Below are 22,452 nucleotides of genomic sequence, written 5' to 3' on the forward strand. Positions count from 1 at the left end.
TCTGACTGATGACGGGCAGCCTGTCCGGAGCCGCCAAAGAATGGCTGTGAGCAGCGCCCGACGCGGGATTAGGCGCACCATCCTACCGCATGCATCCTGCAATGGCTTAGCATGATTATTGCTGAGGCATGCATTGTTTAAATGCTCATACGTTGACCTCCCATGAGACAGCCAAGCTCTTCTGTGCGCAGCCTCGCACGGGCGGTTCTTCGACGCGGCCGCCCGTGCATTTTTTTCAGCGGTACGTCCTCGGAGGAATTGCCGTGATTAGTCGTAATGAAGCCTCTACGAAAGCCAAAGAGACGCTCGACGAATGGCACATCTTGATGACCGACGCGCTTGACAAACTTGCAGAGCTTCAAAGCACCATATCGCTACCTAGCCCGTCTTGAAAACAGAAAGCCAGCTCAACCGCGCCGGCTTAACGATAGCCACGTCGGAAGTTCTGCGATTAGTAGCCGCTGTTCTCTTTCTCCATTGCATTCTAGTTCGAATGGCACGTGGGTTGCTGGGACATCTGTGGCTTGGCTTCCTGAGTGAGGTCGTCGCCGAGGCGGCCAAGTCACGACCGGAGACTTCGCACGGACGGCACCTCCCCATCGTCCGTGCGCTTTTCTGAAAGCGCGAGTAGTCAGCCGCACGGCGAAAGCTCCCCTTCGTGGAGATCATGCTATGACCTGTTCCACGCTTTCGAGAATGCCATTGCGGTGCTCCGAGAATGGTCTGAGGGCAGACCGCAATGAACATCGCACTTACCACGATTGCGGAGCTTATGGCGAGAAGGGCGTCCAGAACGGACGCTCTCTTCATCGGTTGGCTCCGACGATCACTCAGGGAGGCCTGCAGCCAATGGACAGGCTCAAATTTATACCCGCTTTCGAGGTCGCTATTCGATCTGCCGATCCCGCCAAGCTGGCCGAACTTCGAGAGGCCATCCGCGAGCGCGGGGTCCTGATAAATTTACGGTGGCGAGCATCTTGTGCGCAAGAATACGCTTACGCTCCTTAGGCTGCTCAAGATGATCGGCGGGTTCACGCCCTGTTGCGTCGTGAAGGCTGACGCTATGGCCGTAAGACTCGGCGCGTCTATCGCTGCTTGAGCCCTCAACCGCGCAACCATACGTTCGAAGCGCCGGGTCAAAGCGATGACTGCCTTGCCTACTACCAGAACAAGCAGTTACCTCTAGGATCGCTACAACTTAAGCTTTTGAGGCCGTCTGCGTTGGTTGCGCGGTGAAGTGGCAGCATGAGCAGCGGCGTTAACGCTCGTTACGATATCAACCGGAACCTACGGAACTTGTCAAATGCAAGCGCCTGACGTCGGATGCGAGACGTCGCCGCCAATCGCTTCGCTGGAGACGCACCGCATGCCCTGGCGCCGTCACGGCGATCCCATCGTCGTCTGGATTAATACGCCAGGTGCTTGCAAGCATGATTTCTCGCTTTGTAGTGGCATTCGATCAGGTGCATTCCGTCGCAAGCTTGGATCTTCTTATATCGTGTTAAGCGTGATGGCATCCACATAATGACGGACGGGATCGAGACTAAGAACGTTGCACAGCCTCCAATTGACCTGGAGGGGGGGTACATGACAGCGACCGAGCTCGCTGCGCAATTTAGGAGGACGCCAGCGACGATCGCCCGTTGGGCGCAAATGCCGAATTTTCCCCGTGCGACGGCTTTGAACGGCGATGCGCATTGGCCGATAACTGAAGTACAGGTCTGGTATCGCAAGCGCCAAAGGGCACACCGGGCCGCGCTACGTGCCAAAGAGGCGGCTATAGAGGCGGCTGTCGAGAAGGCTCGCCAGCGCCAACGCCTGATCGCAGCGTTTGCTCGCTGCTGCCCGCTGAAAGTCGAGCGATCAGTTGCTCCGCCGCGTGACGTGCCTCTCTCTCGCAAGATGGTCGTCCGAGCAGACGGCTCGCTTGCTCCTGCCACAGGCGATGATAGCCAGATCGCGAGCGCACCGCGGAATCACGTTAACAACGAGATTGGATCGTCTGGGGGAAATGACGCTAAGTCAGGGGGGCTGGACCAGCCGCGAGATTAGGGTGTGTACTCATAAAATCTCGACTAGGTCCGATTCGTTGTCGAACACTCTTGTGCGGACGCGGCAAAAGTCGCGAAGAGCAATTTACCGACGATGGGACAAGTGGGATAACCCCGAACGCAGCGGCCGGGATGAGGTCGCCGAATCCGACTCCCCACGTCAGGCGGTCTCGTCCTGGCTTGATGTAGTTGGCCCGTTATTCGAACTCGCTTGGCGCAGGAGGCGCAGAGCTGCCAGCAACGCCGTGAAGACCATTGTAAATAGCAGGATCGCGACAGTGGCCTCGCGGATGTCGTGGACCTGCCAGCCGTACCCCCTAGCGTCAACAGCCTTACCTGTCTGTCCCATTATCCAAGGAACTATGTGAGTGAGGCCAGCGCCCACATAGAAAACGATACCGGTCGCAGGCAGCTTGAGATTCATCCTTGAATCCGGCCGGACGCCGCCGCGGCGCAGGCAGAGCGCGAAGGCTTGAAAAATCAGCCAAGACGTAAGTAGCCAGCCAAGATAGTTGGAGAGAGGAACGCCGAACATTCCGCCGCCGTCGTGCCATATCCAGACCTTGGCGATAGTCGCATTGGGGGCATCCATCACAAGGTCCCATTGGGTCATCACGAATGCCGCGACCACAGGCAGGGCAACGAAGTTGAAGGGGCGATTGAGCTGACGATCGGCGCCATCAAGTAGTACTGACGCGACCGTCCACGAAAAATAGCCCGCGCCAAACCACAGCGGCCCGACGATGACCGGAATGAGGCCGATATGCGGAAGGTCCGCGCCGACCTCAAAATGATAGACGCCGAACGGAAAGCCCGTAGCGGTACCAAGGTTCTCCACCGCGAATGCTATGGCACTGCAAGCAATGAACAGGATCAAGGCCTGTTGTGTGCCATAGGCGATGACGGCGTGGATCCCCGCACAGGCGACAAATATTGCGGCGAGCGCTTGCGCGAACGGAGTTGGATTCCAGGAAAAACCTATTGCGGTTGTAAGAATGGCCGCGATGGACAGCCAAAGCATGGCTTCCTGCTGCGCGCTGAGCCGACTGCGGGTGGCTGTATCCGGCGTCACTGGTTGATCCGTTGGTTAAGCGGGGCAATGAACGGCCACGCTACTACAAGGCCTGAGTGTTTGAAATAGATGCCCGCCGTGTCCCATCAGATATCTGGTCGATAAAACAGGCATCAACGCATCATGCATTTTCAACTACTGCAATCCGCGTGGGATCTGGACCGCTACGAGCGGCACCATCCAATCCTCTTGTCCACTTTCGACAGTGAGTACGCCGCCAAGACTAAATGGTGGATCTGCCCGGCATATCGAGCGGGAGCTGGAAGCGTTTGCGTTTTGCCAGACGCCCATGATTCAAGCTTCGAAACTCGGGGCTCGAATCATGCGCTACGAACTCACCGACTATGAATGGACTGCCATCAAGGTGGCGGCGAGCCGGTGTCTGGGGCCGCATCATTGACGCGCTTGCCGCTGCCCATGATTCCGCTATCCAGATGATCGACACTTCGATTGTCCGCGTGCATCAGCATGGAGCCTGCATCACCAGGAACCGGCGCCAATCGATGGGAAGGTCACGCGGCGGCTTGACGAGCAAAATCCATGCGGTCGTCGATAGCAATGGTCTCCCGGTGCGGCTGGCGTTGAGTCCCGGCGAGGCCCACGACGTCCGACTTGCCGGAAAACTGCTGTCTCGTCTGAAATCCGGGTCAATGCTGCTTGCCGACCGTGGCTATGACGCCGATTGGCTCAGGGAGCTCGCCATGAAGAAGGGTGCGTGGGCCAACATCCCACCAAAAAGCAACCGCAGTGGTCCGATCTGCTTCAGCCCGTATCTCTACCGCGCTCGCAACCATGTCGAGCGGTTCTTCAACAGGATCAAGCAATGTCGCCGGGTGGCGACGCGCTACGACAGATTGGGCGCCAACTACCTTGCCTTCGTTCAACTCGCGTCGATCAGGATATGGCTGCGCCTTAATGAGTCCGCGTCCTAGATGACAATGGACGCCACCCGAATAGGGGCGTGGTACTCACCGAAAAGCAGGTCTTGGATGACGGCACTGACAGAGTTCGCTGTCCTTGCCGCGGCGGATTGTCTCCGGCGCATCGAGCTGATGCTCGATCCGCGGCTAACTTCACCTTTGCTTTACCAGCTGCAGCGCTGCCCTGAGCCAGACAATCGACTGTTTTTCTTTCGTTATTTCTCTCGCTAATTGGAGATCACTTGATGCCCTTAAGCAATTCTCCCAGGACGGGAGCCTCAACCGTCTCCTGCAACAGCTTGCGGAAGGACACCGGTTCAATTTGGATTTCCTTGCTGTCACGCAGTCGAGCGATGGCGGCAAGTATTGTGCGAACATCGTAGGTCGAGTTGAAGACCTGTGGCACCCCGCGTTCGATGTCGAGAAGGGTGTAGACGGCCTCCATCGCGGTGCGAACCGAATACTCGGTTGTGAATACACAATCTCGCTCGGCCGCCTCGGCAAATTGTCCTATGAACGCGAAATTGGCAGCTCCTTTTGGCACGACATCCGGCCGGTCGCCCGCTCGCCTTGGCATAAAAAGGGAGGTGATGTAGGGCATCATGACTGGAACCGTTTTTGCGCCGGTCTCGGCGAGTTGCGGTATCTCGGCAATGGGCACACCAAGGTGATATAGCCATTCCTGCGTAACTTCAGCGCCTGTGCAGTCTTGCATCGGCTTCTTCACGAAATCACCGAGCTTGTTGACAAAGAGAGAATAGAGCCACACGATGATTTGGTCTTTTGGCTGATGCTTGAAGTGCGGCTGGCGGTTCACCGTCCAACTAAGCAGCCAACTCGAATCCTTCACCGTAACGATGCCGCCTGTGACGACCTTGCCGCCGAATGGATCACGTTTGGCGATCTTACGAATATAGTCTGGGATGCGCGTGTCCAAGGTCGTGATGGTCGCAGACTCCCACTTAGTCGCATGGATGTTGCCGCCGAAAACGTCAGGCCGCCCGAACGCTGTGCTTTTTTCCGAGATGCGTCGCCAGAGGTCCCATGCTGGAGCAGGACCTTCATTGAGCGTGGCGGGCGTGTGATGATCGCCGGTATCGGAGTTCTCCGTCAAAGACCCGATTGTCACAAAAACGAGATCGTCGGCGCAGAGATCGATTCCGTTGCTGGCCCCGTCTCTTTTGTAGTTGATGCGCGTGGCCTGATTGTATTCGGGCCGGATCGCGAAATCGACGTCGGTGACTTTGACGCCGAATTGAAAGTTGACCCCCTGCTTGGCCAGCCAGTTGCACAGTGGCAGGACAAGGGATTCATACTGATTATACTTTGTAAACTTCAGTGTACGGAAATCCGGGAGCCCGCCAATGTGATGGATGAATCGATGGAGGTAAAGCTTCATTTCCAGCGCGGAATGCCATTCTTCAAAGGCGAACATTGTGCGCCAGTAAAGCCAGAAATTGCTGTTCAGAAGATCCTGCCCAAAGACTTCATCGATGCGTTTCTTCTCCATGTCCCGAGGGTCCGCAAGAAAGATGGCGATCAAATCTTTTTGCGCGTTGCCGGTCAGGCTGAAGAGGCCATCTGTATGGGCATCCTGCCCTCTATTCACAGTCGCTCGTTGTAACGAGTAGTTCGGATCATCCTTGTTCAGCCAATAGAACTCATCGAGCACGCTGGCGCCTTCCAGTTCCAGCGATGGGATCGACCTGAACAGATCCCATAGACACTCGAAATGGTCCTCCATCTCCCGACCACCCCGAATGACGAATCCTCTCTCTCGCTGCTTGGCGCCGTCGAGCGCACCGCCCGGCAACGTCAGCCGTTCGAGAATTGTGATTCGGTTGCCTGGCATATGTCCATCGCGAATGAGGAACGCCGCACCGGCAAGTGCCGCTAGACCAGCACCGATGAACCAAGCAGTCTTCTTGTCCACAGAAACGGGCTTACGAGGGCGGGCAAAGGCTTCGTAGTTTCCGCTGCTGCAATACATAGCTTGTTTCCTCCGCTTGGTCAGCACGTCCATGGGGGTCATGAAAACATGTGCTCCGGCGCCGCGTGTTGATGCGGGACGCCGATTGTCAAGCCACCATCAAGGACTATCTCAGCACCAGTCATATAGCTTGACTCGTCGCTAAGCAGGAATGCGATCGCCTGAGACACTTCGATCGGCTGGGCAGCTCGTCCCAATGGAATGGGGAAAAGGGCCGGGTCCAATCTCTCAGTCATCGTCGTGGCGACGAGCCCAGGATGAACCGAGTTAACGCGCACGCCGGAGGCCGCGCACTCCAGCGCGGCAGACTTGGTGACACCACGCACGCCGAACTTGGAGGCGACATAAGCATGAAGGCCGGGGCTGCCTCGTAGCCCCTCGATCGATGAGACGTTGACGATAGAACCTCCGCCCGCGCGCCGGATTGCTGGTAGAGCGGCCCGGATGCCGAGGAACACGCCGGTAAGATTAACCGCCAGAGTCCTATTCCATTGATCGAGTGAAAATTGTTCGATCGGAGCCATGCTGGCGACACCCGCATTGTTGACGAGCCCTTGTAAGGCGCCAAATTTGCTCTCTGCGGCCGCAACTGCCATTGCCCACGATTTCGGCTCGCTAACATCCTGGTGCACATAGATGGCGGCATTTCCCAGTTCGGAAGCGAGAGCCTCTCCGTCCTCATCAAGGATATCAGTGACTACGACTCGCGCGCCCTCTGAAACCAACAAACGGGCATGGGCCGCTCCCATTCCTCGCGCCGCACCAGTCACCAGAATGACCTTCTCGTTCACACGTCCCATGATAGGGTCCTCGCCCGGGGCCATCGATCAGTTAGCTTGGTACGGCGCTGCCAACGATGTGCAACAAATCGACAAGAGCAATGCGCATGCCAAAAGCAGGCTGATTGGTTAGACGAATCGGGCCGCTACATTGATCGTATCGCAGCGACCCACTCGGCCGTCGTGTTACACTTCCGACATCATGGGCTCAGCCGGACATTGGTTGAGACGGAGGCAAGAAGCGAGCGGCAGCTCGGGCGGAACTCAGTTCGCCATATCTTGCGAGCTTCTTCTGAACGGAAGGGGAGGGGGCGGTTCACGCGTTCGAAAGGAGATCGACAGATCGCAGCTTGGCATCATACTCCTCGTAAGTGCCAAGCATGATCTGGCCAACGGCCAAATTGTGCACGGGATCGATGACGGAGGGAGAGTCGTAAGTCAGAGAAACAGGACCCGTGAATAGTACTTCTTCGCCCGACTCATCTCGCCGGAATGTTCGGTCGGTGCACCACTTGACGAGCTGTGTTGCAGCTCCTTTTCCGGATGGCGTTATTGGAGGCAAATGCCGTATCGAATAGAAGTTGGTGTGTGTCGAGCACATCTGTCGGGCTGCTGTTCTCAGGCGCGAATCTGGCTGAGCAGTTATGGTCAGCAGACGCTTGCCTGCCGGACGCTCAAGTGTCCCTTGAATTAAGCCGCCCTCTCGAGTCAATGCGATGTGTGCAAACTTTTTGGGAGCTCCGAGCCCCTCTCGTCCGGAGGCGAGGGCAGCATCGTTCGCGGTCACATAGATGTAAGGAATATAGAAGCCGGTCTGCCCACCAGGATCACGAACCTCGATTCCAGAATACTGCTCCAGATATGGTCCGACGATGCTTGAGCCGTAACTTGCTATACCTACGACGCCCAGTGGGGGATTCGCTGCAGGAACTAGCTGCTTTGGTAATAGCCGCTCCACGTCGCTTGCAATTGTGAAGATGGCTTGAACGGCTTGGCAGTTAAGAAACGCGCTGTCATGCTCTTCATCGCCGTGATAAAGGGGCGCGTCGAACGGAATACCTCTGATTTCAGTCATTAATTATCCTCCGGTAGAGCGCCCCGCGGGCGCTTGGTGGAGTTCGCGAGATCGCGGAGGACGCACGATAGTGGTCATCCGTTATGATCTTCGCGAGACCCCATCCTGATCCTGGTTCACGACCGCGGACCTTGCGGTCGTCTTCTGCGAGACCGAGCTATGGATTCGTCCAGAAGCTAGAGCTTCACGCCTTTGGGAGAACGATGCGACAAAAGGATCGTAGCCGAATACGTTCGCGCTATCCCGCGTCCGGAGGCGCCCGTCGTACTGTAGCCACGAGTTTCATGCTCGTAGACGCTCATAATATCCGGCGGAGGCCGTGCGCAAATGCGGTTTCTGCCGCAGCAGCTCGAACGTGTGGTTTCATTGCGAACACACCAGCATTCATCTTTGAACAAGCGGACTCGCCGGACGCGAGTTCGCCCTACATCACCGGGCGAGTGGTAGTTTGAGCGGAATTCGGTGATGGCGTAGCGCAGCAAGTTGCGTGCCAGCCTCGCGATTGAGGCGCTTACCGGCCGACTTGTTGCGTCATGAAGTCTGGCAGCCGACCAACTCTGCGCAAGATGTTAGACTCGCTCCCGTTCGAAGCGAACTGCCTCGACCATCTCCTGGAGGGCGATCTGATGCGCGGGGTGAACTGCTGTTACTGAAGCCAGCGCAGATAGCGCTAAGCTGGCCGAAGGTGGTGACGTTCAACGTAAGCGCAAAAACCATCGCGTTATGCTTCGGAGCGAGTGTGCAGGGAAAGCCGCTATCACGGCAATATCGCAGCAAGCACGGAGAGATGGGTAGTTGAACCACTGGGGCAGCAAGCTGGCCAAATGCGTCGGTACCAAAAGGCCAAGCTCTCGCTCGCAGAGTGGCCGTCATCCTTCATGCCATATGGACCGACGGTATCAAATTCCAGGCAGTGATCCGGCGCATGAACTAGCTTTAACTTTAACCACGCTGCAAATCTGCCGGCTTGCTTCGAGCGGTCAAACATTTATGAGTTTCGGCCACGCACACCGAATCCGACGGGCCGATTCGGTTCTGTCCTTGAGCAGGTGACTGGGCCAGCGCGACTTGGCACTCCCAAGAGGGACTTGGTCGCCGCGACAAAGAGTGCTTCTACTCTAGTTGTCGCCCTGCAAAAACGGCGATTATCGAGTGCTACCGGAGGCGGGAAAGCTCGGTCGAGGAGGTCGAGCGGGCAACGTCTGGGACAACTCGGCGATGGAGAGCTTCTTCTCGTCGCTCAAGACGGAGCGCACCGCACGCAAAACTTATCGAACCAGGAATGAGGCCGGAGCAGATGTCTTCGACTACATTGAGCGGTTCTACAACGCCACCCGACGGCACTCGGCGATCGGCAATCTCAGCCCGGTTGAGTTCGAGCGAAAGGTGGGATTAGCTTAACTGAGCGGCTACGAAGCCGGCAGCAGCTCCATGCTAGACTGCCCGCTCGAAGAGAGGCAGTTGCAGCGGCTCGATTTAAAGCCTGGTGAGTTGATCGCTCTAAACCGCGATGAGGTTGATCCAATCATCCCGCGCCCTCGGCGTCACTGAGCACAGTTCTCTGTCTGTCTCGTTGTTCGATCTTATACAGTTGCGTCCGACTGATGACGGCCATGTCGGAATTTCGTCACGAATGGGCCGTGAGCCGCGCCCGACGTGGGATGAAAGTGCACCATCCCTACCGCATGCATCCTGCAACGGCTTTGGCACGCTGATTGCTGAGGCATGCACGGGCCTGGATGTTCATACGTTGACCTCCCATGGACAGCCAAGCCTTTCATAGCGCAGCCACGCACGGGCGGTTTTTAGACCCGGCCGCCCGTGCATCTTCTTCAGCCGTACGAACTCGGAGGAATTGCCGTGATTAGCCGTAAAGAGGCCTTGAAGAAAGCCAAAAAGGCGCTCGACGAATGGTGCGAAGGGAACATCTCGATGACCGACGTGCTTGATACACTTGCAGAGCTTCAAAGGACCATTTCGCTACCTAGACGGCCCTCAAAGCAGAAGACCAACGCAATCACGCCGGCTTGAACGATATCCGCGTCAGAAGTCTTGCAATCTCGTTATTTGCTTTCCTTCATTGCATTCTAGTTCGATTTGGCACGCTGGTTGCTGAGACATCTGTGGGCTTGGCTGCTTGAGTGATGCCCTCGCCAAGACGGCCAGGTCTCGACAGCAACTTCACGCACGGGCGGCCCTCACGTCGTCCGTGCGCTTTTCTGAAAGTGCGAGTAGTCGGCCGCGCACCTGCACCTAACCTTATGGCACGGCGCTTGCTGAGGAGCCGTGGGCTTGGCTGCTCTTCTTTCGCGCATCCCATGGGACGCCGAGCCCAGCGTAAGTTCGCACGGACAGCCTTTTAAGCCGTCCGTGCGTCCCCCGCAGGACTACATGCCCGCGCGGCTGAATGCGCCCTTCGCGGAGATCATGCCATGACCTATGAGCAGGCCTTCGAGAACGCTGTTGCGGTGCTGCGAGAATGGTCTGAGGGGCGAACCGAAATGAGCGTAGCGCTTGCCACGATCGCGGAGCTTATGGCGAGAAGCGAGCCACCAGAACAGACGCCCTCGGTTGGCTCTGACAATCACTCAGGGAGGTCTGCAGAAAATGGACAGGCTCAAATTCATACCCGCCTTCGAGGCCGCCATTCGCTCTGCCGATCCCGCCAAACTGGCCGTACTTCGAGAGACCATTCGCGAGCGCGGCGGCCCTGACGAGTTTACGGTGGCGAGCACCGAACTCATACGCAAGCATCCGCTCACGCTCTTTAGGCTGCTTACGATCATCTCCGACGCCGCACATGAAAAGCAACGGCCATGATCATCAACCCAACCTCTCGAAGTTACACCATTCTCATCGCGGAGGCGGCTGTCTCTGTTGTTCATGTGGTCTGCAGAGCATGGCGGCTGTACATGCGGTCAAATAGATCGGTCGAAGACATCGACCAAGGCGAAAAGCCTGCGCAATGGCCGCCCCCATCCGTCTTCGACGGCCTAATGCGCTCAGCGCCAACGTGCCGAAATGACTGAGGTGAGGTCCGCCATGCCGCCGCTCGTCGTAATCATCGCTTCGACGCACCTTGGCGTTTTAGCCACGATCAACATCACTGCTCAGCCCTCAGAAAATATAGATGAGTGCCGGAAGATGGGCGAGTCAGCGATCAAGGCTGCGACATTGAAGCCCGGCTTTTCTGCCGCCTATGTCTGCCACGACACTACTCTCCAGCAAGGGTTGTCGGGCGCGTTAGGCATCGTTGCCTACATGCAGAAAGAGGATGGCAGAGTAACGATCCTAGAGGGCCACATGGCGACGCTATCAGACTGCAGGATTGCTGGAGTGGCAGCAGTTGCTGCTGCGAGCAAAATTGCTCCCAATACGACGGCTTGGGCTTGGGCCTGCTACGACGTCGGTAGCTTTGGACGGTGAAGCGATGAACATTACCAGCCTTCGCGCATGATGATTTCCGGTTTACGACCATTCGCCAGCGTCTTGGAGCCCTTCAGACCACTGGCTATAGCCACAAGAGGCCGAGTGCGACCCGAATTCCGCAGCGGTGCGTCTCGAACCAATTGCCCAAAATGCTTGATACTTGACCGGTCAAAAGCGAATGGATCAAAGTGGGGAAGTCTTCGAGAGAGCTGGTTGGTGCAAGGCTTACACCCCAGGGCACTCAGGGGTTGGGGCGGATAGAATAGAAGGAGTCATGATGGTCCTGAAGGCGTATATGGGACTAGATCAGACGAGTCGCACACGTAAACATGGTGTTACCAGCCACTCTCTCGGGCATGCGAAGCGGAATTCTCTTCTAGGATCGCGAATGATAACGGAGTTCACGTTAGTACCAGCCCACATAGAGACAGAATGCGGTCCAGCCTGCCATTACCAAGATGGCCGTTATGTTGATCTGCTTTTGCGTCATGGTACGTTCGCGGTTGCGCCTTGGTCGAGCTCCGTTCGGTGGCGATTGACAAACACCAGCAGCTCAAGGGTTGTCGTGCAAAATCCGCGCCGCCGAAGACGGCGTATCGCAGCAATTGTCGGATTGAGGCGGGGGCGCGCAGCCAGACCGTGGTTTGTTCAGGTGCTGTATCTAAGCTCGCTGCATGACGACCTGCTTCGTGAGCCACTTGATGCGACTGGGGCGCGCTATTGGTTTGGCAACAATGTCAAGATGATGGTGCCGCCGCTCGTCGAGCTCGTGAAGCGACTTCAAATCGGCGGAATGAGAGCTTCCGCCGCAGCAGACAGCAATCGTGGCTGATGACGCGACATGCGCCGTGCGGCGAATATTTCGCGATTCGGGCGCGGTGTCATGATGTCAGCGCGGATGAACTGCAACACGCGCGGCCACTTCAACTCAGGAACTGAACGACGATGGCAATGGGTACGATTAAGAAATGGATTGACGATCGCGGCTTTGGCTTCATCGCGCCAGATGATGGCGGTGCTGACGTATTCCTCCATGCATCTGCGCTGCCGCTGAGCACGGTGCCCGAGGTGGGTGCGCGCGTCTCGTTCGAGGTCAAGCTCGACCCGCGATCGGGCCGGATGCGAGCGCGCGACGTGCGGATCGCTGAGTGACGAGTGACTCATGAGCGATCATAAGAGCGGCATCTCGGTCGTGCTGAACAACGAAGTCTCGCAGGTTCTTAGTACAATCATGCCGGATCGCGCGAGGCTCGCCCGCAAGGTCCATCGCATGTAGCGATGCTTGCCGACCTGATCGACGCCAGCTCGCTTCCCGAATCGGCCTACGCCTTATTCTGCTCGCCGGCCTCAACGGTAAAATCGCAGATCTCGACAAGGAGATCGCGCGACGCGTTCGAGGACGAGGTATTGCGCAGGCTGATGACCGTTCCCGGTATCGGTCCAATCTCTGCCACTGCGATCGCCGCTCTGGCACCGCCGGACGACACCATCGCCAGGGGCAGTGACTTCACCGCTTGGCTCGGCTTCACGCCTCGTCAAAGATCGACAGGTGGCAAGCAAAAGTTCGACGGAACATCCAAGATGGGCGAACGCACGCTACGGCGCCTCCTGATCATCGGTACACGACGAGTCGCGCACGTAAACATGGTGTTGCCAGCCACTCATGCCCCGGCCGAGGATCTGCGCGCCATCCTGCACTTTCCGTCATAACGTGTTGTAATTCCGTATCGAGTAATTCCTCCTTCTTCAAGTCTGCAGATTGCGTCAGGCAACCTACAAGGGTTGGCAGGCGGCTAACACAACAAGCTTAAGTATCCTAATGGCCTCGGTCGAGCACTGCGGGGACATCCCAGACTAAGGAGATTGCAGATGAGCCTACAAAAATCGTCAATCAAAGCTGCGACGCTTGCCGTATTGCTCATCACGCGTGTTGGCCCGGAGCCGAATCAGTAACGGACAGATCGTCGCGGTGGCGCTACTGGCGGGCAGACCGTCGAGGTACGCTACGCAGAGTCCGTTTCTCAACGGGCTCGTGATTTCCTCGTCTTCCGATGGCGAGTTCTCGAACGCCTTACAGACCGTGACGACCGGACCTTCAGCGGAGCGGGTGGCCTGAACGTGGTGGGGGCGTATACGTAAACGCAGGCCACGGCGCATTGATCCCACGGCGGCGGGAGCTGGCCACTCCTGTCGGCGCCGCCGCCTGCTCGACGGGGTGCAGCACAGATGGACGAAAAGCTGGAGTTCCTGCCATCGGTCTGCACAGTGCAGCGGTGATCGCGCGCGCCAAGTTGTTGACTGGCCTTCCGGCCGCGACGAATCATGGTTTTTCATCTGGGAAGTACAGCAGTGACTGAAGGTGCTCTGGGAGGAGCATATCTCTCCGAGACGCCAAGAATTCATGAGACGGCCGCAGGCATCATGACAGACGGTATATGCATATGAGCACCAACCTTGTGGTGCACGAAGCGACCAACACGCTCCGGCTGGTCACACAGGCGTACGTGAGCCTTCTCCTCGTCGCCTTCGCCCTGATGCCTGCCCAGTTCATCGCCTACCTGTTTTTCCAGCAGGATCCCGCGTTAAAATTCGAGAATCACCTATTCCACGAATTCGCGATTGCCGTCGCCACCCTCGAAGGGCTGTTTGTCACCTATGTGACGTGGCGTTGCTACCAAGCTTCAGGTGAACCTCTGTTGCGTTGGTTGACCCTGGGTTTTCTCGGCTTCGTGCTGATCTATTCGCCCCACGGCGCCTTCACCGGGATGGCACACCGCAATATTTGGTTGTTTCTTCTCTATGGGCCGGCGTCGCGTCTTGCGATGTCGATTCTGCTCTTCGTTGGGCTGTTCAGCTATGACCAGCCCTCAGACGAGGTCGAGAAGCGCTCCGATACGCGCACATGGCTGATGTGGATCGGTCTGTTCCTGACGATGGACATCGCCGTCGGCCTGATCGCCTACTCCCCCTATGCGGGGCATGCCGCGGTACGCTTGTCCATGGAAGGTGGCGCACTGGTGTTCAGCGCGTTGAACGTTGCGGCCATGCTGATGCGACGGATTCAGGCGCCGCTCATGCTCATTTTCGGTATTTCGGTCGCGTGGTTTGCCCTATCGTCGCTCGCATTCATTCTGGCGGCGCCCTGGAACCATATGTGGTGGCTCGCCCACGCGATCTTCGCTGGCGGGTTCTTCCTGCTCAGCTATGGCGTTGCGCAGGCTTTCCGAACGACGCAATCATTCTCGACCATCTACAGCCAGGAAGAAATGACTGCCCGCCTGGCCGAGTCGATGGCCGAGACGCAAAGGGCGCTCCAGCAATTGCAACTGAGCAATCAACGGTTGGAACGCCTTGCCGCCACCGACCCACTGACCGGTGCCGGAAATCGGCGCCATTTCATCGAGCAAATCAGCAACGAGATCACGCGGGCCAAACGAAGCGGAGCTCCATTATCTCTGCTGTCGATCGACCTCGATCATTTCAAGGATATCAATGACTCACGTGGTCACAGTGTCGGCGATGAGGTCCTCCGCGCATTCGTCCGAAAGTGTCTGGAGGCGATCCGCCCTTACGACTCTGTCGCGCGCGTGGGAGGTGAAGAATTTATGGTGTTGCTGCCGGGCGCGACGCTCGACGCCGCTTGCGCGGTAGCCGAGCGCCTTCGATCAGCCATCGAAGGCGCTGCGTTCGACGTCGGAGCCCAGCCGTCGGTTGGCGTCACCATCAGCGTTGGGGTGTCGGAGTTCGGGCGCGATGGAGACACGCTTGACGGATTCCTGAACGTCGCCGATCAGCGGCTTTATCGCGCAAAATTTGAGGGACGCAATCGTGTGATTGTCGGGTAGGCCATCGTTCATTCACGCGCGTAGCCCCTGACGTTCCGCGCCGTGACGATAGTTACTCGGCTTCATTCTCCAACTCGGACCCAGGACTTCAAATTGCCATTCGCTAGTGATTCATCAATTTTCAACATTCGCGTATGAGTTCGCCGCAGGAGGATGCCAATATTAGAATTGGACCACTAACTTGCCGAGAGTTGTCATGTCGGCGATTGGTACGGCATTATTCAACAGTCTTCGTTTCGAGGAGCGTTCTGGTGACTTCTGCGTCGACTGGACGCGGAAAATATTCACTCGACGATCGATATCGACGACGTGGTCAGCGAAGGTTCGGCTGTCATGAGTGTGCGAACGCCCCGATCAGGGGTATTGCACGCTGATTGGTTCGACTGGCGTAGTTCTGCCACAAGAGATGCCATAGCTCTTTTTGAGGGCGTCGTTCTCGCCTCGATCTTGGTGTATGTCTATGAACTTGGTACCACTATCGGGCCTGCGCGCTACGGATCTCGAGGTTGAAGTTGCAGGGTAACTTAAATCCTCTGCGCACGATGAGGTTTCATCAACGTGTGCTCACAGGGCGGGGCCGTCCAGATGTTCGACCCCCTTCCAATACTCTCACTCATCGGAGGCGGAGATCGAGAGGTTCGAGGCCGTAGCTGTGCTCCGTTTGAATTGATGGTGTATTAAATTGAGGTAGTTTAGGAGACTTGGGAGCGTTTTCAACTGTATGTGGATCACTACGCGTACCCGGCATGTCGAAAGAAGTTTGCACTGCTTGGGGGCAACGTCTTGACAAACTTTCCTATCAGCCTAACCGACGTTGTCACGGGGCGTGCGGGTCGCCGCAGCGCGCACTATGCTCGATCTCTGCCGACGTAACGTGATCGGAAATTGTTCTAGCCTGCCGGAATAAACACGAAGATTGATCGTCCGGCGATTCATGCGTGTACGACGCAGCGTATCGCATCGCGCCACTAGACTGCTAGCACAGCAACTTCGTGCCAATCGATGGCGTGAGAAGTGAGGGCTAACGAGGTAAGACGTTCAGAAACCGAACGTGAAGCTCACGCGGCATCTTCGCCAAAAGAAATTTTTCGATTATCCTACGATCGTCAGAGAAATGTTGAGCGCCATCGGACACGGAGTTGCCCTTGACACGGAGTTCTCGTCCAGACCCCCCCGTCTTAAAGCTCACCTTAAAGCCGCGAAAGCCGAGTTCGCCCGCCCCACCGGCAGCAGTCTCTACTTTCCTTACTTTTTTGAGCAGTTTTAGAAGGGCAGTCGTATCTGTGCGTCCAAGCTTCCACGTTGGGTTGGGACGGCCAGAAAAAATGTCAATTTCTACCTGAGCGCGATCGGGTAGCTGTTCCATCGAGTTCCTAGCTTGCCGGGGCTCGGGCCAAGCCTTATCGGATATGAACGCTTCGGCTTGTGACCATGTAAGTACAGAAATCGGTATAAGGGCCGCGATTGCAAGTCCTCGGATCCGAAATTGCAGCGCCAGCATTGTCGACGTTCCTCGCTGCCGTTTGGCCCGGCTTATGCGACCAACATCCAACGTTGTCTTGTCGATACCAATGATAGTCATTGTTCGGCCAAACGACCAGAGCCACGTACCAGCCGGAACCTGCGGCCAAGGGACTCGAGAAGTTCGCTGCCGGTTTCAATCCATCCGATTGAGCTGCGGCACTCACATTGCTGCAAGCCATGGCTGTCGCGGGGTGTCCACTGGCGCGACCTGGCTGAGCGAAGGTATTTGTCGCGTTGTTGTTCGCGTAGTTATAGCAGTTGTTGTAAGGCTGAATGTTGGGAACATTCCAGAGGCCCGGGTTGTAGGCTGGCGCATCAACGGCGCGACATTGCGGGCATGAAGGTGCGCCCGCCAAATTGCCTTCAAACCTAGCCTGAGCATGGGTGGCAGTGCGCGAAGTGACGTGCCGGCGGACTTCGTCGTTTATGGCGCTCCCCGATGTGGTGATTAGCCAGTCCTCAATGTCGGAATCCGCAACGTAGTTGGCAAGGCCAAGGCCTCGATCGAGGATGCCTTCGTGCACAAACAGGCGTTTCGGCCCGGTCAAGCTTTCGACGTGCTGCGCGATATGAAACCCGCGGTACCCTAATCCGCCGACGACCCCTGACGGCCTCGAGTGGGTGAACGTCGATGAGGCTCTGATCCGTTCGTCAAGTTCTTTCTCTTGTGCGGCCGTCAGCTGCCAACTCGGGTTCGCGTTACCCGAAAACACGTCCAGCGTTACCACCGTTGTCATATTAGCCTCCGTCAAGCAAGGCAGATGAGTCGCGAAACCAGCGATAGCGAGGTTACCTCGTATAGGGGGCAGATCACCTCCTGATACTGATAGGAGCGTCCGCGACCTCGCCCGATAAAGAGAATAGTCCCGCGCAATTGCCCGAGCGTAAGCGGCACTTTACTTGTGTTGCCGAGTGCAAAACTTCACGAGGTTCGCGTATTTGCGAAGGCGTCATCTAGCAGGCCGTTGAAGAACTCAGCCGCGTTCGCAAACGAAGGCTGAATCGTCGCCATTGTGGATGTAGAAGTGGCCAACGAGCCTGCCGGCAGAGCCGATCATGGCCCATCCGCGACCACAGGACGGATCATTCTCGTCGTGCCCCTCCCATGAGAACTCGGCGCAGGCCGATCCGTCGCGGGTGCCGTAGCGAGCATCCAGGAAGCCCTTGAGAGCCCCAAACGCTATTTCGCCATCGGACTTGCCCCGGAAGGTGAGATGCGCCTCTCCGACAAGATCGAGGAAGTCGCTGTCCCAGTTGTCCATTTCGACGATGCGCCAGCGGCCGGCAAAAGCCTTGGCGAAGCCGGGCACTTTGGCCATCAGCCGGCCTCCGCGATCAGCTTGGGCAACCGCACCAGATTGTAGGCGGCGGCAGCAAAGGTAAAGGCCCATCCGACCCGATCGCGGCCGCGGAAGCGGGTCTTGTCTTGCCCGCCGATCGTCTTGATCCAGCCGAATGCCTCCTCGATGCGCTTGCGGATGCGCTGGCTGACCACATAGCCGCCGTGCCGTGTCGTACGTCCGTCGATCGCAGAGCTGCGGCCGTTGGTGTTCTGCGCAACATGCGGCGTCACGTTCATCGAGCGCAGCTCGTTGACGAAGTCTTCTGCATCGTAGGCTTTGTCGGCACCAAGCGTGATCGCTGTCGGTCGATCGGCACGAGGCTCGATCATGTGCAGCGCAGCCACCCGTTCGGCATGCCCACCGGCCTGCGTCAGGCAGGCGTCGACCAGCAAGCCGTGGCGGTTCTCCATCAGCCCGTGCCCGATGAAGCACAGCTTCGTCTCCTTGCCTTTTCCCTTGCGGTAGAGCCTGGCCTCCGGATCGGTGGTCGAAGCATGGGTGTCGTTGGAGCGCTTCTGGCCATGGAAGTTCGCTTCAGCATTGCGCCCGCCGCCTTGGGCCGGCGGCTCGCCGGAGCTATCCTTCGGTTTGACGCTCTTCATCGAGGCCCACGCCCCGATCAGCGTGCCGTCGACCGAGAAGTGATCGCTCGACAGAAGCTTCTTCACCCTGGGCTGCGCCAGCACCGCCGCCAGGAACTTCGCCGCGATGTCGCCTTGCAGCAGCCGGTCGCGGTTCTTCGAGAATACCGAATGGTCCCAGGCTGCATCGTCGACGCCGATTCCGACAAACCAGCGGAACAGCAAATCATATTCCAACCGCTCCATCAGAAGTCGCTCCGAGCGATCGAATAAAACGCCTGCAACAGCATCGCCCGCAGCAGCTTCTCCGGCGGGATCGACGGCCGTCCAATCGGCGAATAAAGGGCGGCGAAATCGTGCTCCAGCGCCGCCAGCGCCTCGTTCACGATCGTCCGGATCCCTCGCAGCGGATGATCACGCCGCACCCTTGCTTCCAGGTCGACGTAGCTGAACAAATCGCCCGTTCGATTGTCGCCGCCGCGCACGCACCGTCTCCGAATCTCGTCGGAGCCAATGAATCATGATCGTCGGTCGGCGGCGACCACCTTTTTCAACAGCCTGCTAGTCTTGGTGACCGACTCGGCGCCCGGGTTCCCTCAAGTTCGAACTGGGCACCGAGCGGGGCGTCGGTAGGTTCGAACGTGCCTTCGGCGTGCTGCGTCAGCGAAGCGAGCAGGCCGGATTGGCCAGATCAGATCGGCTTCGAGGCGAAAACGACTCCTCCAGTCGCTAAGCACGACGATCGCCATGCGGAGCAATCGAACGAAAGCCGCGGCCCACAATGTCAGGCGCGCCTGACGAAGATTACTTCTATCATCGTTCGAGTCACGGCGCTCCACTCTCGTTCTTGGGACTGCAACTACGAATTGGAGCGACGACCCATCAGCTTGGACTGCATGTGGGCAAGCGCGTCGCTCAACCTTGCTGCTTCCTCAAAACGGGTCTCCTGGTGCGGCGGACGCGCGCCAGGATCGAGCAGGATGGCCTGAGCGGATTCCGACAGCCGGCGCAGCGGCGTTCTGAGCCATTGGGCGGCACATAAGAGTAGCGCGAGTGCGACAACCGCGCCAGCGCCGAGAATGATCCAGAACAATCGGATCAGTTCTCGGGTTGATGACATAGCATCGTCAGCGTTCTGTCGGATCAGGAGAGACCAGCCGAAGCTCGGGAGGTCAGCAAAACCAATGCTCGGAACGATCACTGTGAAATAGTCCTTGCCGTCAGGCCACCGCTCGCTCGAAAACGCTCTGGTGACGCGGCTGGCGGCAAGCGCTGAGCCGACGCTTAGCCGCTTGTTGACGAGATCGGTCGGACCAAAAAGGACGGTTCGGTCCCGCGAAAGCAGCAGCACATCGATTCCGGGCGCCTGCAAAGCAGCCATCCCCTCCTGCACCCATTTCCAATTGAGGTGTGCCCCGATTACGCCGACGACGGAACCACCATGCCGTAAGGGAGCGGCCAGATCGACGAAGCGATAGGGCTCAGCGGATACAGGCAAGAGGCTCGCGAGGAGTTGGGCCTCGTGAACATCGACCGCAGCTGGCGCATCAAGGCCGCGCCTGAACCATGGTCTCTGCGCAACGCTTGCGCCCTCAAGCATCCCATCCCTGGCCGCCAGTACCTTGCCCTCGAGATCGGCTATGCCGAGCCAGGAGTATCGTCCATCCAAGCGGCTCAGGAATTGGATGTGCTCACGGGCATTTGCCGGGTCGGTGGGGTCGATCAGGTCGGCCATACGTGCTAGGTCCATCCAAACCCCGTAGAGGCGCCGCGCCAGCAGGTTCGCGCTCAGTTCGCCGCGGGTCGTCAATTTCTCGACCTGCAATTCCTCGCCGCGCTGCTCCAAGGCCGCGGTGTACAGTGTGGCTGTCACGATCGCCGGCACCAGCATCAACGTTGCGCCGCCGACGAACACAAGCGTGCGCAAGCTCAGCCCTCTGTTCGCCATCACGCCTCCTCAACGGTTAAGAGCCCGGGCCAATTCGCGGATGATGCGAACGATGTCCCCGCGATCGGCTCCGGGAAGAGCTCGGGCGGTGTGAAGCTTCTCGATAATTTGGGCCCGCTGCTCGATGCTCGGCGAAAACTTTAACCGGTAACCGTCACGAGTTGACGCAAGAACACGCGCCTCGACGTCGCCAATAGCTGGGATCGTCAAATTGCCTGTCGCCCCGACCGAAAGGCCGAACGGTCCGCTGATGCGGGCGCCTTCCGGCCCGAGATTCACGAGCCAGCCACGGTGCAGATCGTCTCCGATCGTCAAAGTGATCGGTTCAAGCACCTGGCGCTGCGGCCTATTGTATCGGGGGCGTTCAATGCACGCCGCGATCGCCACCAGCAAGACCAGAACGTTGTAGACGGTCCAGAACAGAACGATGGCGACGCCGTCCCCGGCTGCTAAAGAGGTATTGAAGACGAAATCGGAATTTAGCGGCACGATCAGGCCGCCAACGGTCAATCCAAAAAGGATCAGGAAAGGTCGCATCAATGACCATTGGACAACGATCCTCGTTCTGTCGCCGCCCTTGGCCGTCACCGAGAAACGATGCGGTCCTCTCGTCAAGAGGCCGAGCGCCGCGGCCCGACAAATCGGCCACGCAGCAATCAGCTGCGCCGTATCGTTGACGATGGGGATAAACAACCCCTTCGAGAGCCAATTCAGAGCCACGAGGACCATGACGTAGTACGGGATATAATATCTGGTGATATCGACGAGCGATGCATTCATGATCGTAATGCCGAGCCACCAGTACAGGAGCGGACAGATCAGACTCGCCAAGCGGAAGGGAAAGGTGGTTAGCCAATAGAGCACGGAATCGATGACACTGAGCCGGTGCATCAAACCCAATCGATGCGAACCAAATGGATTGTAACAGTTGCGCGCAATTTGCATCAGGCCGAGGCACCAGCGGCCGCGCTGGACGATATATTCCTTGAGCCCCTCTGGAGCCAAGCCCTCGGTCAGCGCTTCGTTGAGATAGACGGTTTGCCATCCATTTTCGGCAAGCTTGAGCGTGAGCAGGAAGTCCTCGGTCACGCTTTGCGTCGGAAGCAGGCCGATCTGTTGGATTGCATGAACTCTCATCACGGATGAGGTGCCGCAACAGATCGCGATTCCCCAGGCATCCCTTGCCGATTGCACATTGTCAAAGAAGTGTCGTTGCTCGTCCGGGTACCCGGCGCTGATGCCGAGGTTGTGCTGGATTGGATCTGGATTAAAAAAATGCTGCGGCGTTTGAACTAGGCCAACACCTTGATCGTAAAACAGTGCCACTGTGCGGTCGATGAAATCGACATGTGGAATGAAGTCCGCATCCAGGATGGCGACAAAATCCGGTCGATCTGGATTTAGGGCACGCTGGGCAAGCGCGTGGTTGATGTTTCCCGCCTTGGCATGCGCGTTGTCGGAGCGCGCAATGTATCCGACAGAGTGCCGCTCGCAGGCTTGTCGGAGCCAGTCCCTGCGACCATCGTCAAGGACAAAGACGCCAAGCTTTGGAAAGCGCACGGCTTTGGCCCCGATGATGGTCCGCTCGAGTATCTCGAGCGGTTCATTGTAGGTCGTGATGAAGATGTCTACGCTTGGCGCTTCTCCAGGTGACCACCATCCTACGTGTTCGTCGGCCTCTGCCGTGCGCTCTCTCACCCGCGAGAGGATCACGAATGCGATTGAAGAGGAGAGAACAGTCAGGGCCTCGAGCGTTGCGAAGCCCCAACTGACCACGGCATCCGGGGTCCAGTCGAGCGGCACCAAGGTCTCAGTGAACCGCCACGCAACGTAGCGCCACGAGAGAAGTGTTGCCGTTCCAAGCAGAAGGGTGCGCCAGTACCATCGGTTCGGGT

At 57.8% G+C, this 22,452-nt stretch carries 15 protein-coding genes and 3 pseudogenes; 7 read left to right on the plus strand and 11 right to left on the minus strand.

Features of this window, described 5'->3' with window-relative positions; genetic code table 11:
* Nucleotides 1-2,211: 2,211 nt before the first annotated feature.
* A complete protein-coding gene (locus CK489_RS13150; protein ID WP_095732599.1) occupies nucleotides 2,212-3,123 on the minus strand; it encodes a carotenoid biosynthesis protein in 912 nt (303 codons plus the stop codon).
* A 362-nt stretch (nucleotides 3,124-3,485) separates the two neighbouring features.
* Here CK489_RS13150 and CK489_RS13155 point away from each other — a divergent pair.
* A pseudogene (locus CK489_RS13155) lies at nucleotides 3,486-4,055 on the plus strand (IS5 family transposase); the annotation flags it as partial.
* 226 nt (nucleotides 4,056-4,281) lie between these two features.
* Here the strand turns inward: CK489_RS13155 and CK489_RS13160 are convergent.
* The 3 genes from CK489_RS13160 to CK489_RS13170 all read right to left on the minus strand — a co-directional run bounded on the left by CK489_RS13160 (nucleotide 4,282) and on the right by CK489_RS13170 (nucleotide 7,887).
* Nucleotides 4,282-6,033: an oleate hydratase gene (locus CK489_RS13160; RefSeq protein WP_050631670.1), complete on the minus strand. Its 1,752-nt coding sequence runs from the start codon at nucleotides 6,031-6,033 to the stop codon at nucleotides 4,282-4,284.
* A gap of 38 nt (nucleotides 6,034-6,071) precedes the next feature.
* Complete coding sequence (locus tag CK489_RS13165) at nucleotides 6,072-6,833, minus strand: glucose 1-dehydrogenase (RefSeq protein ID WP_050403065.1); 762 nt, start codon at nucleotides 6,831-6,833, stop codon at nucleotides 6,072-6,074.
* Between the two features lie 295 nt (nucleotides 6,834-7,128).
* The gene (locus tag CK489_RS13170) at nucleotides 7,129-7,887 is read right to left on the minus strand and encodes an acetoacetate decarboxylase family protein (RefSeq protein WP_083992225.1); all 759 of its coding nucleotides are present in this window, start codon (nucleotides 7,885-7,887) and stop codon (nucleotides 7,129-7,131) included.
* 1,188 nt (nucleotides 7,888-9,075) lie between these two features.
* Between CK489_RS13170 and CK489_RS13175 the strand changes: the two are divergent.
* From CK489_RS13175 to CK489_RS13185, 3 genes and pseudogenes are all read left to right on the plus strand, one after another.
* Nucleotides 9,076-9,288 (plus strand): annotated as a pseudogene (locus CK489_RS13175) (IS3 family transposase); the annotation flags it as partial.
* A gap of 1,206 nt (nucleotides 9,289-10,494) precedes the next feature.
* Complete coding sequence (locus CK489_RS13180) at nucleotides 10,495-10,707, plus strand: hypothetical protein (protein ID WP_095732600.1); 213 nt, start codon at nucleotides 10,495-10,497, stop codon at nucleotides 10,705-10,707.
* Between the two features lie 222 nt (nucleotides 10,708-10,929).
* Complete coding sequence (locus CK489_RS13185) at nucleotides 10,930-11,313, plus strand: hypothetical protein (RefSeq protein WP_050403032.1); 384 nt, start codon at nucleotides 10,930-10,932, stop codon at nucleotides 11,311-11,313.
* Between the two features lie 783 nt (nucleotides 11,314-12,096).
* Here the strand turns inward: CK489_RS13185 and CK489_RS41700 are convergent.
* Nucleotides 12,097-12,351: a hypothetical protein gene (locus CK489_RS41700; protein ID WP_162240542.1), complete on the minus strand. Its 255-nt coding sequence runs from the start codon at nucleotides 12,349-12,351 to the stop codon at nucleotides 12,097-12,099.
* On the opposite strand from CK489_RS41700, the gene CK489_RS13195 reads away from it, so the two are divergent.
* The 3 genes from CK489_RS13195 (at nucleotide 12,268) to CK489_RS42610 (ending at nucleotide 15,161) form a co-directional block, all read left to right on the plus strand.
* Nucleotides 12,268-12,468 carry a cold-shock protein gene (locus tag CK489_RS13195; protein WP_244486440.1) on the plus strand — a complete coding sequence of 67 codons (201 nt, stop codon included), beginning with the start codon at nucleotides 12,268-12,270 and terminating at the stop codon, nucleotides 12,466-12,468. The genes CK489_RS41700 and CK489_RS13195 overlap by 84 nt on opposite strands.
* Nucleotides 12,469-12,594: 126 nt before the next feature.
* Nucleotides 12,595-13,026: an IS110 family transposase gene (locus CK489_RS42900; protein ID WP_050631661.1), complete on the plus strand. Its 432-nt coding sequence runs from the start codon at nucleotides 12,595-12,597 to the stop codon at nucleotides 13,024-13,026.
* A 731-nt stretch (nucleotides 13,027-13,757) separates the two neighbouring features.
* Complete coding sequence (locus CK489_RS42610; RefSeq protein WP_050399929.1) at nucleotides 13,758-15,161, plus strand: GGDEF domain-containing protein; 1,404 nt, start codon at nucleotides 13,758-13,760, stop codon at nucleotides 15,159-15,161.
* 1,021 nt (nucleotides 15,162-16,182) lie between these two features.
* Here CK489_RS42610 and CK489_RS40715 read toward each other — a convergent pair.
* The 6 genes and pseudogenes from CK489_RS40715 to CK489_RS13225 all read right to left on the minus strand — a co-directional run bounded on the left by CK489_RS40715 (nucleotide 16,183) and on the right by CK489_RS13225 (nucleotide 22,360).
* On the minus strand, nucleotides 16,183-16,527 hold the full coding sequence (locus tag CK489_RS40715) for a hypothetical protein (protein ID WP_143278142.1): 345 nt from the start codon (nucleotides 16,525-16,527) through the stop codon (nucleotides 16,183-16,185).
* A 34-nt stretch (nucleotides 16,528-16,561) separates the two neighbouring features.
* On the minus strand, nucleotides 16,562-17,422 hold the full coding sequence (locus CK489_RS40720; RefSeq protein ID WP_128089703.1) for a hypothetical protein: 861 nt from the start codon (nucleotides 17,420-17,422) through the stop codon (nucleotides 16,562-16,564).
* A 237-nt stretch (nucleotides 17,423-17,659) separates the two neighbouring features.
* The gene (locus CK489_RS13210) at nucleotides 17,660-18,004 is read right to left on the minus strand and encodes a hypothetical protein (RefSeq protein ID WP_050399930.1); all 345 of its coding nucleotides are present in this window, start codon (nucleotides 18,002-18,004) and stop codon (nucleotides 17,660-17,662) included.
* A pseudogene (locus CK489_RS13215) lies at nucleotides 18,004-19,094 on the minus strand (IS5 family transposase). The gene CK489_RS13210 and the pseudogene CK489_RS13215 overlap by 1 nt, the downstream one beginning before the upstream one ends.
* Nucleotides 19,095-19,468: 374 nt before the next feature.
* Nucleotides 19,469-20,557 (minus strand): cache domain-containing protein, encoded by a 1,089-nt coding sequence (locus CK489_RS13220; protein WP_050399931.1) that lies wholly within the window; start codon nucleotides 20,555-20,557, stop codon nucleotides 19,469-19,471.
* A 9-nt stretch (nucleotides 20,558-20,566) separates the two neighbouring features.
* On the minus strand, nucleotides 20,567-22,360 hold the full coding sequence (locus CK489_RS13225; protein WP_245350353.1) for a glycosyltransferase: 1,794 nt from the start codon (nucleotides 22,358-22,360) through the stop codon (nucleotides 20,567-20,569).
* Between the last annotated feature and the right edge of the window lie 92 nt (nucleotides 22,361-22,452).

The sequence above is a fragment of the Bradyrhizobium sp. UFLA03-84 genome, assembly GCF_002289535.1.
GTDB lineage: Bacteria > Pseudomonadota > Alphaproteobacteria > Rhizobiales > Xanthobacteraceae > Bradyrhizobium > Bradyrhizobium viridifuturi.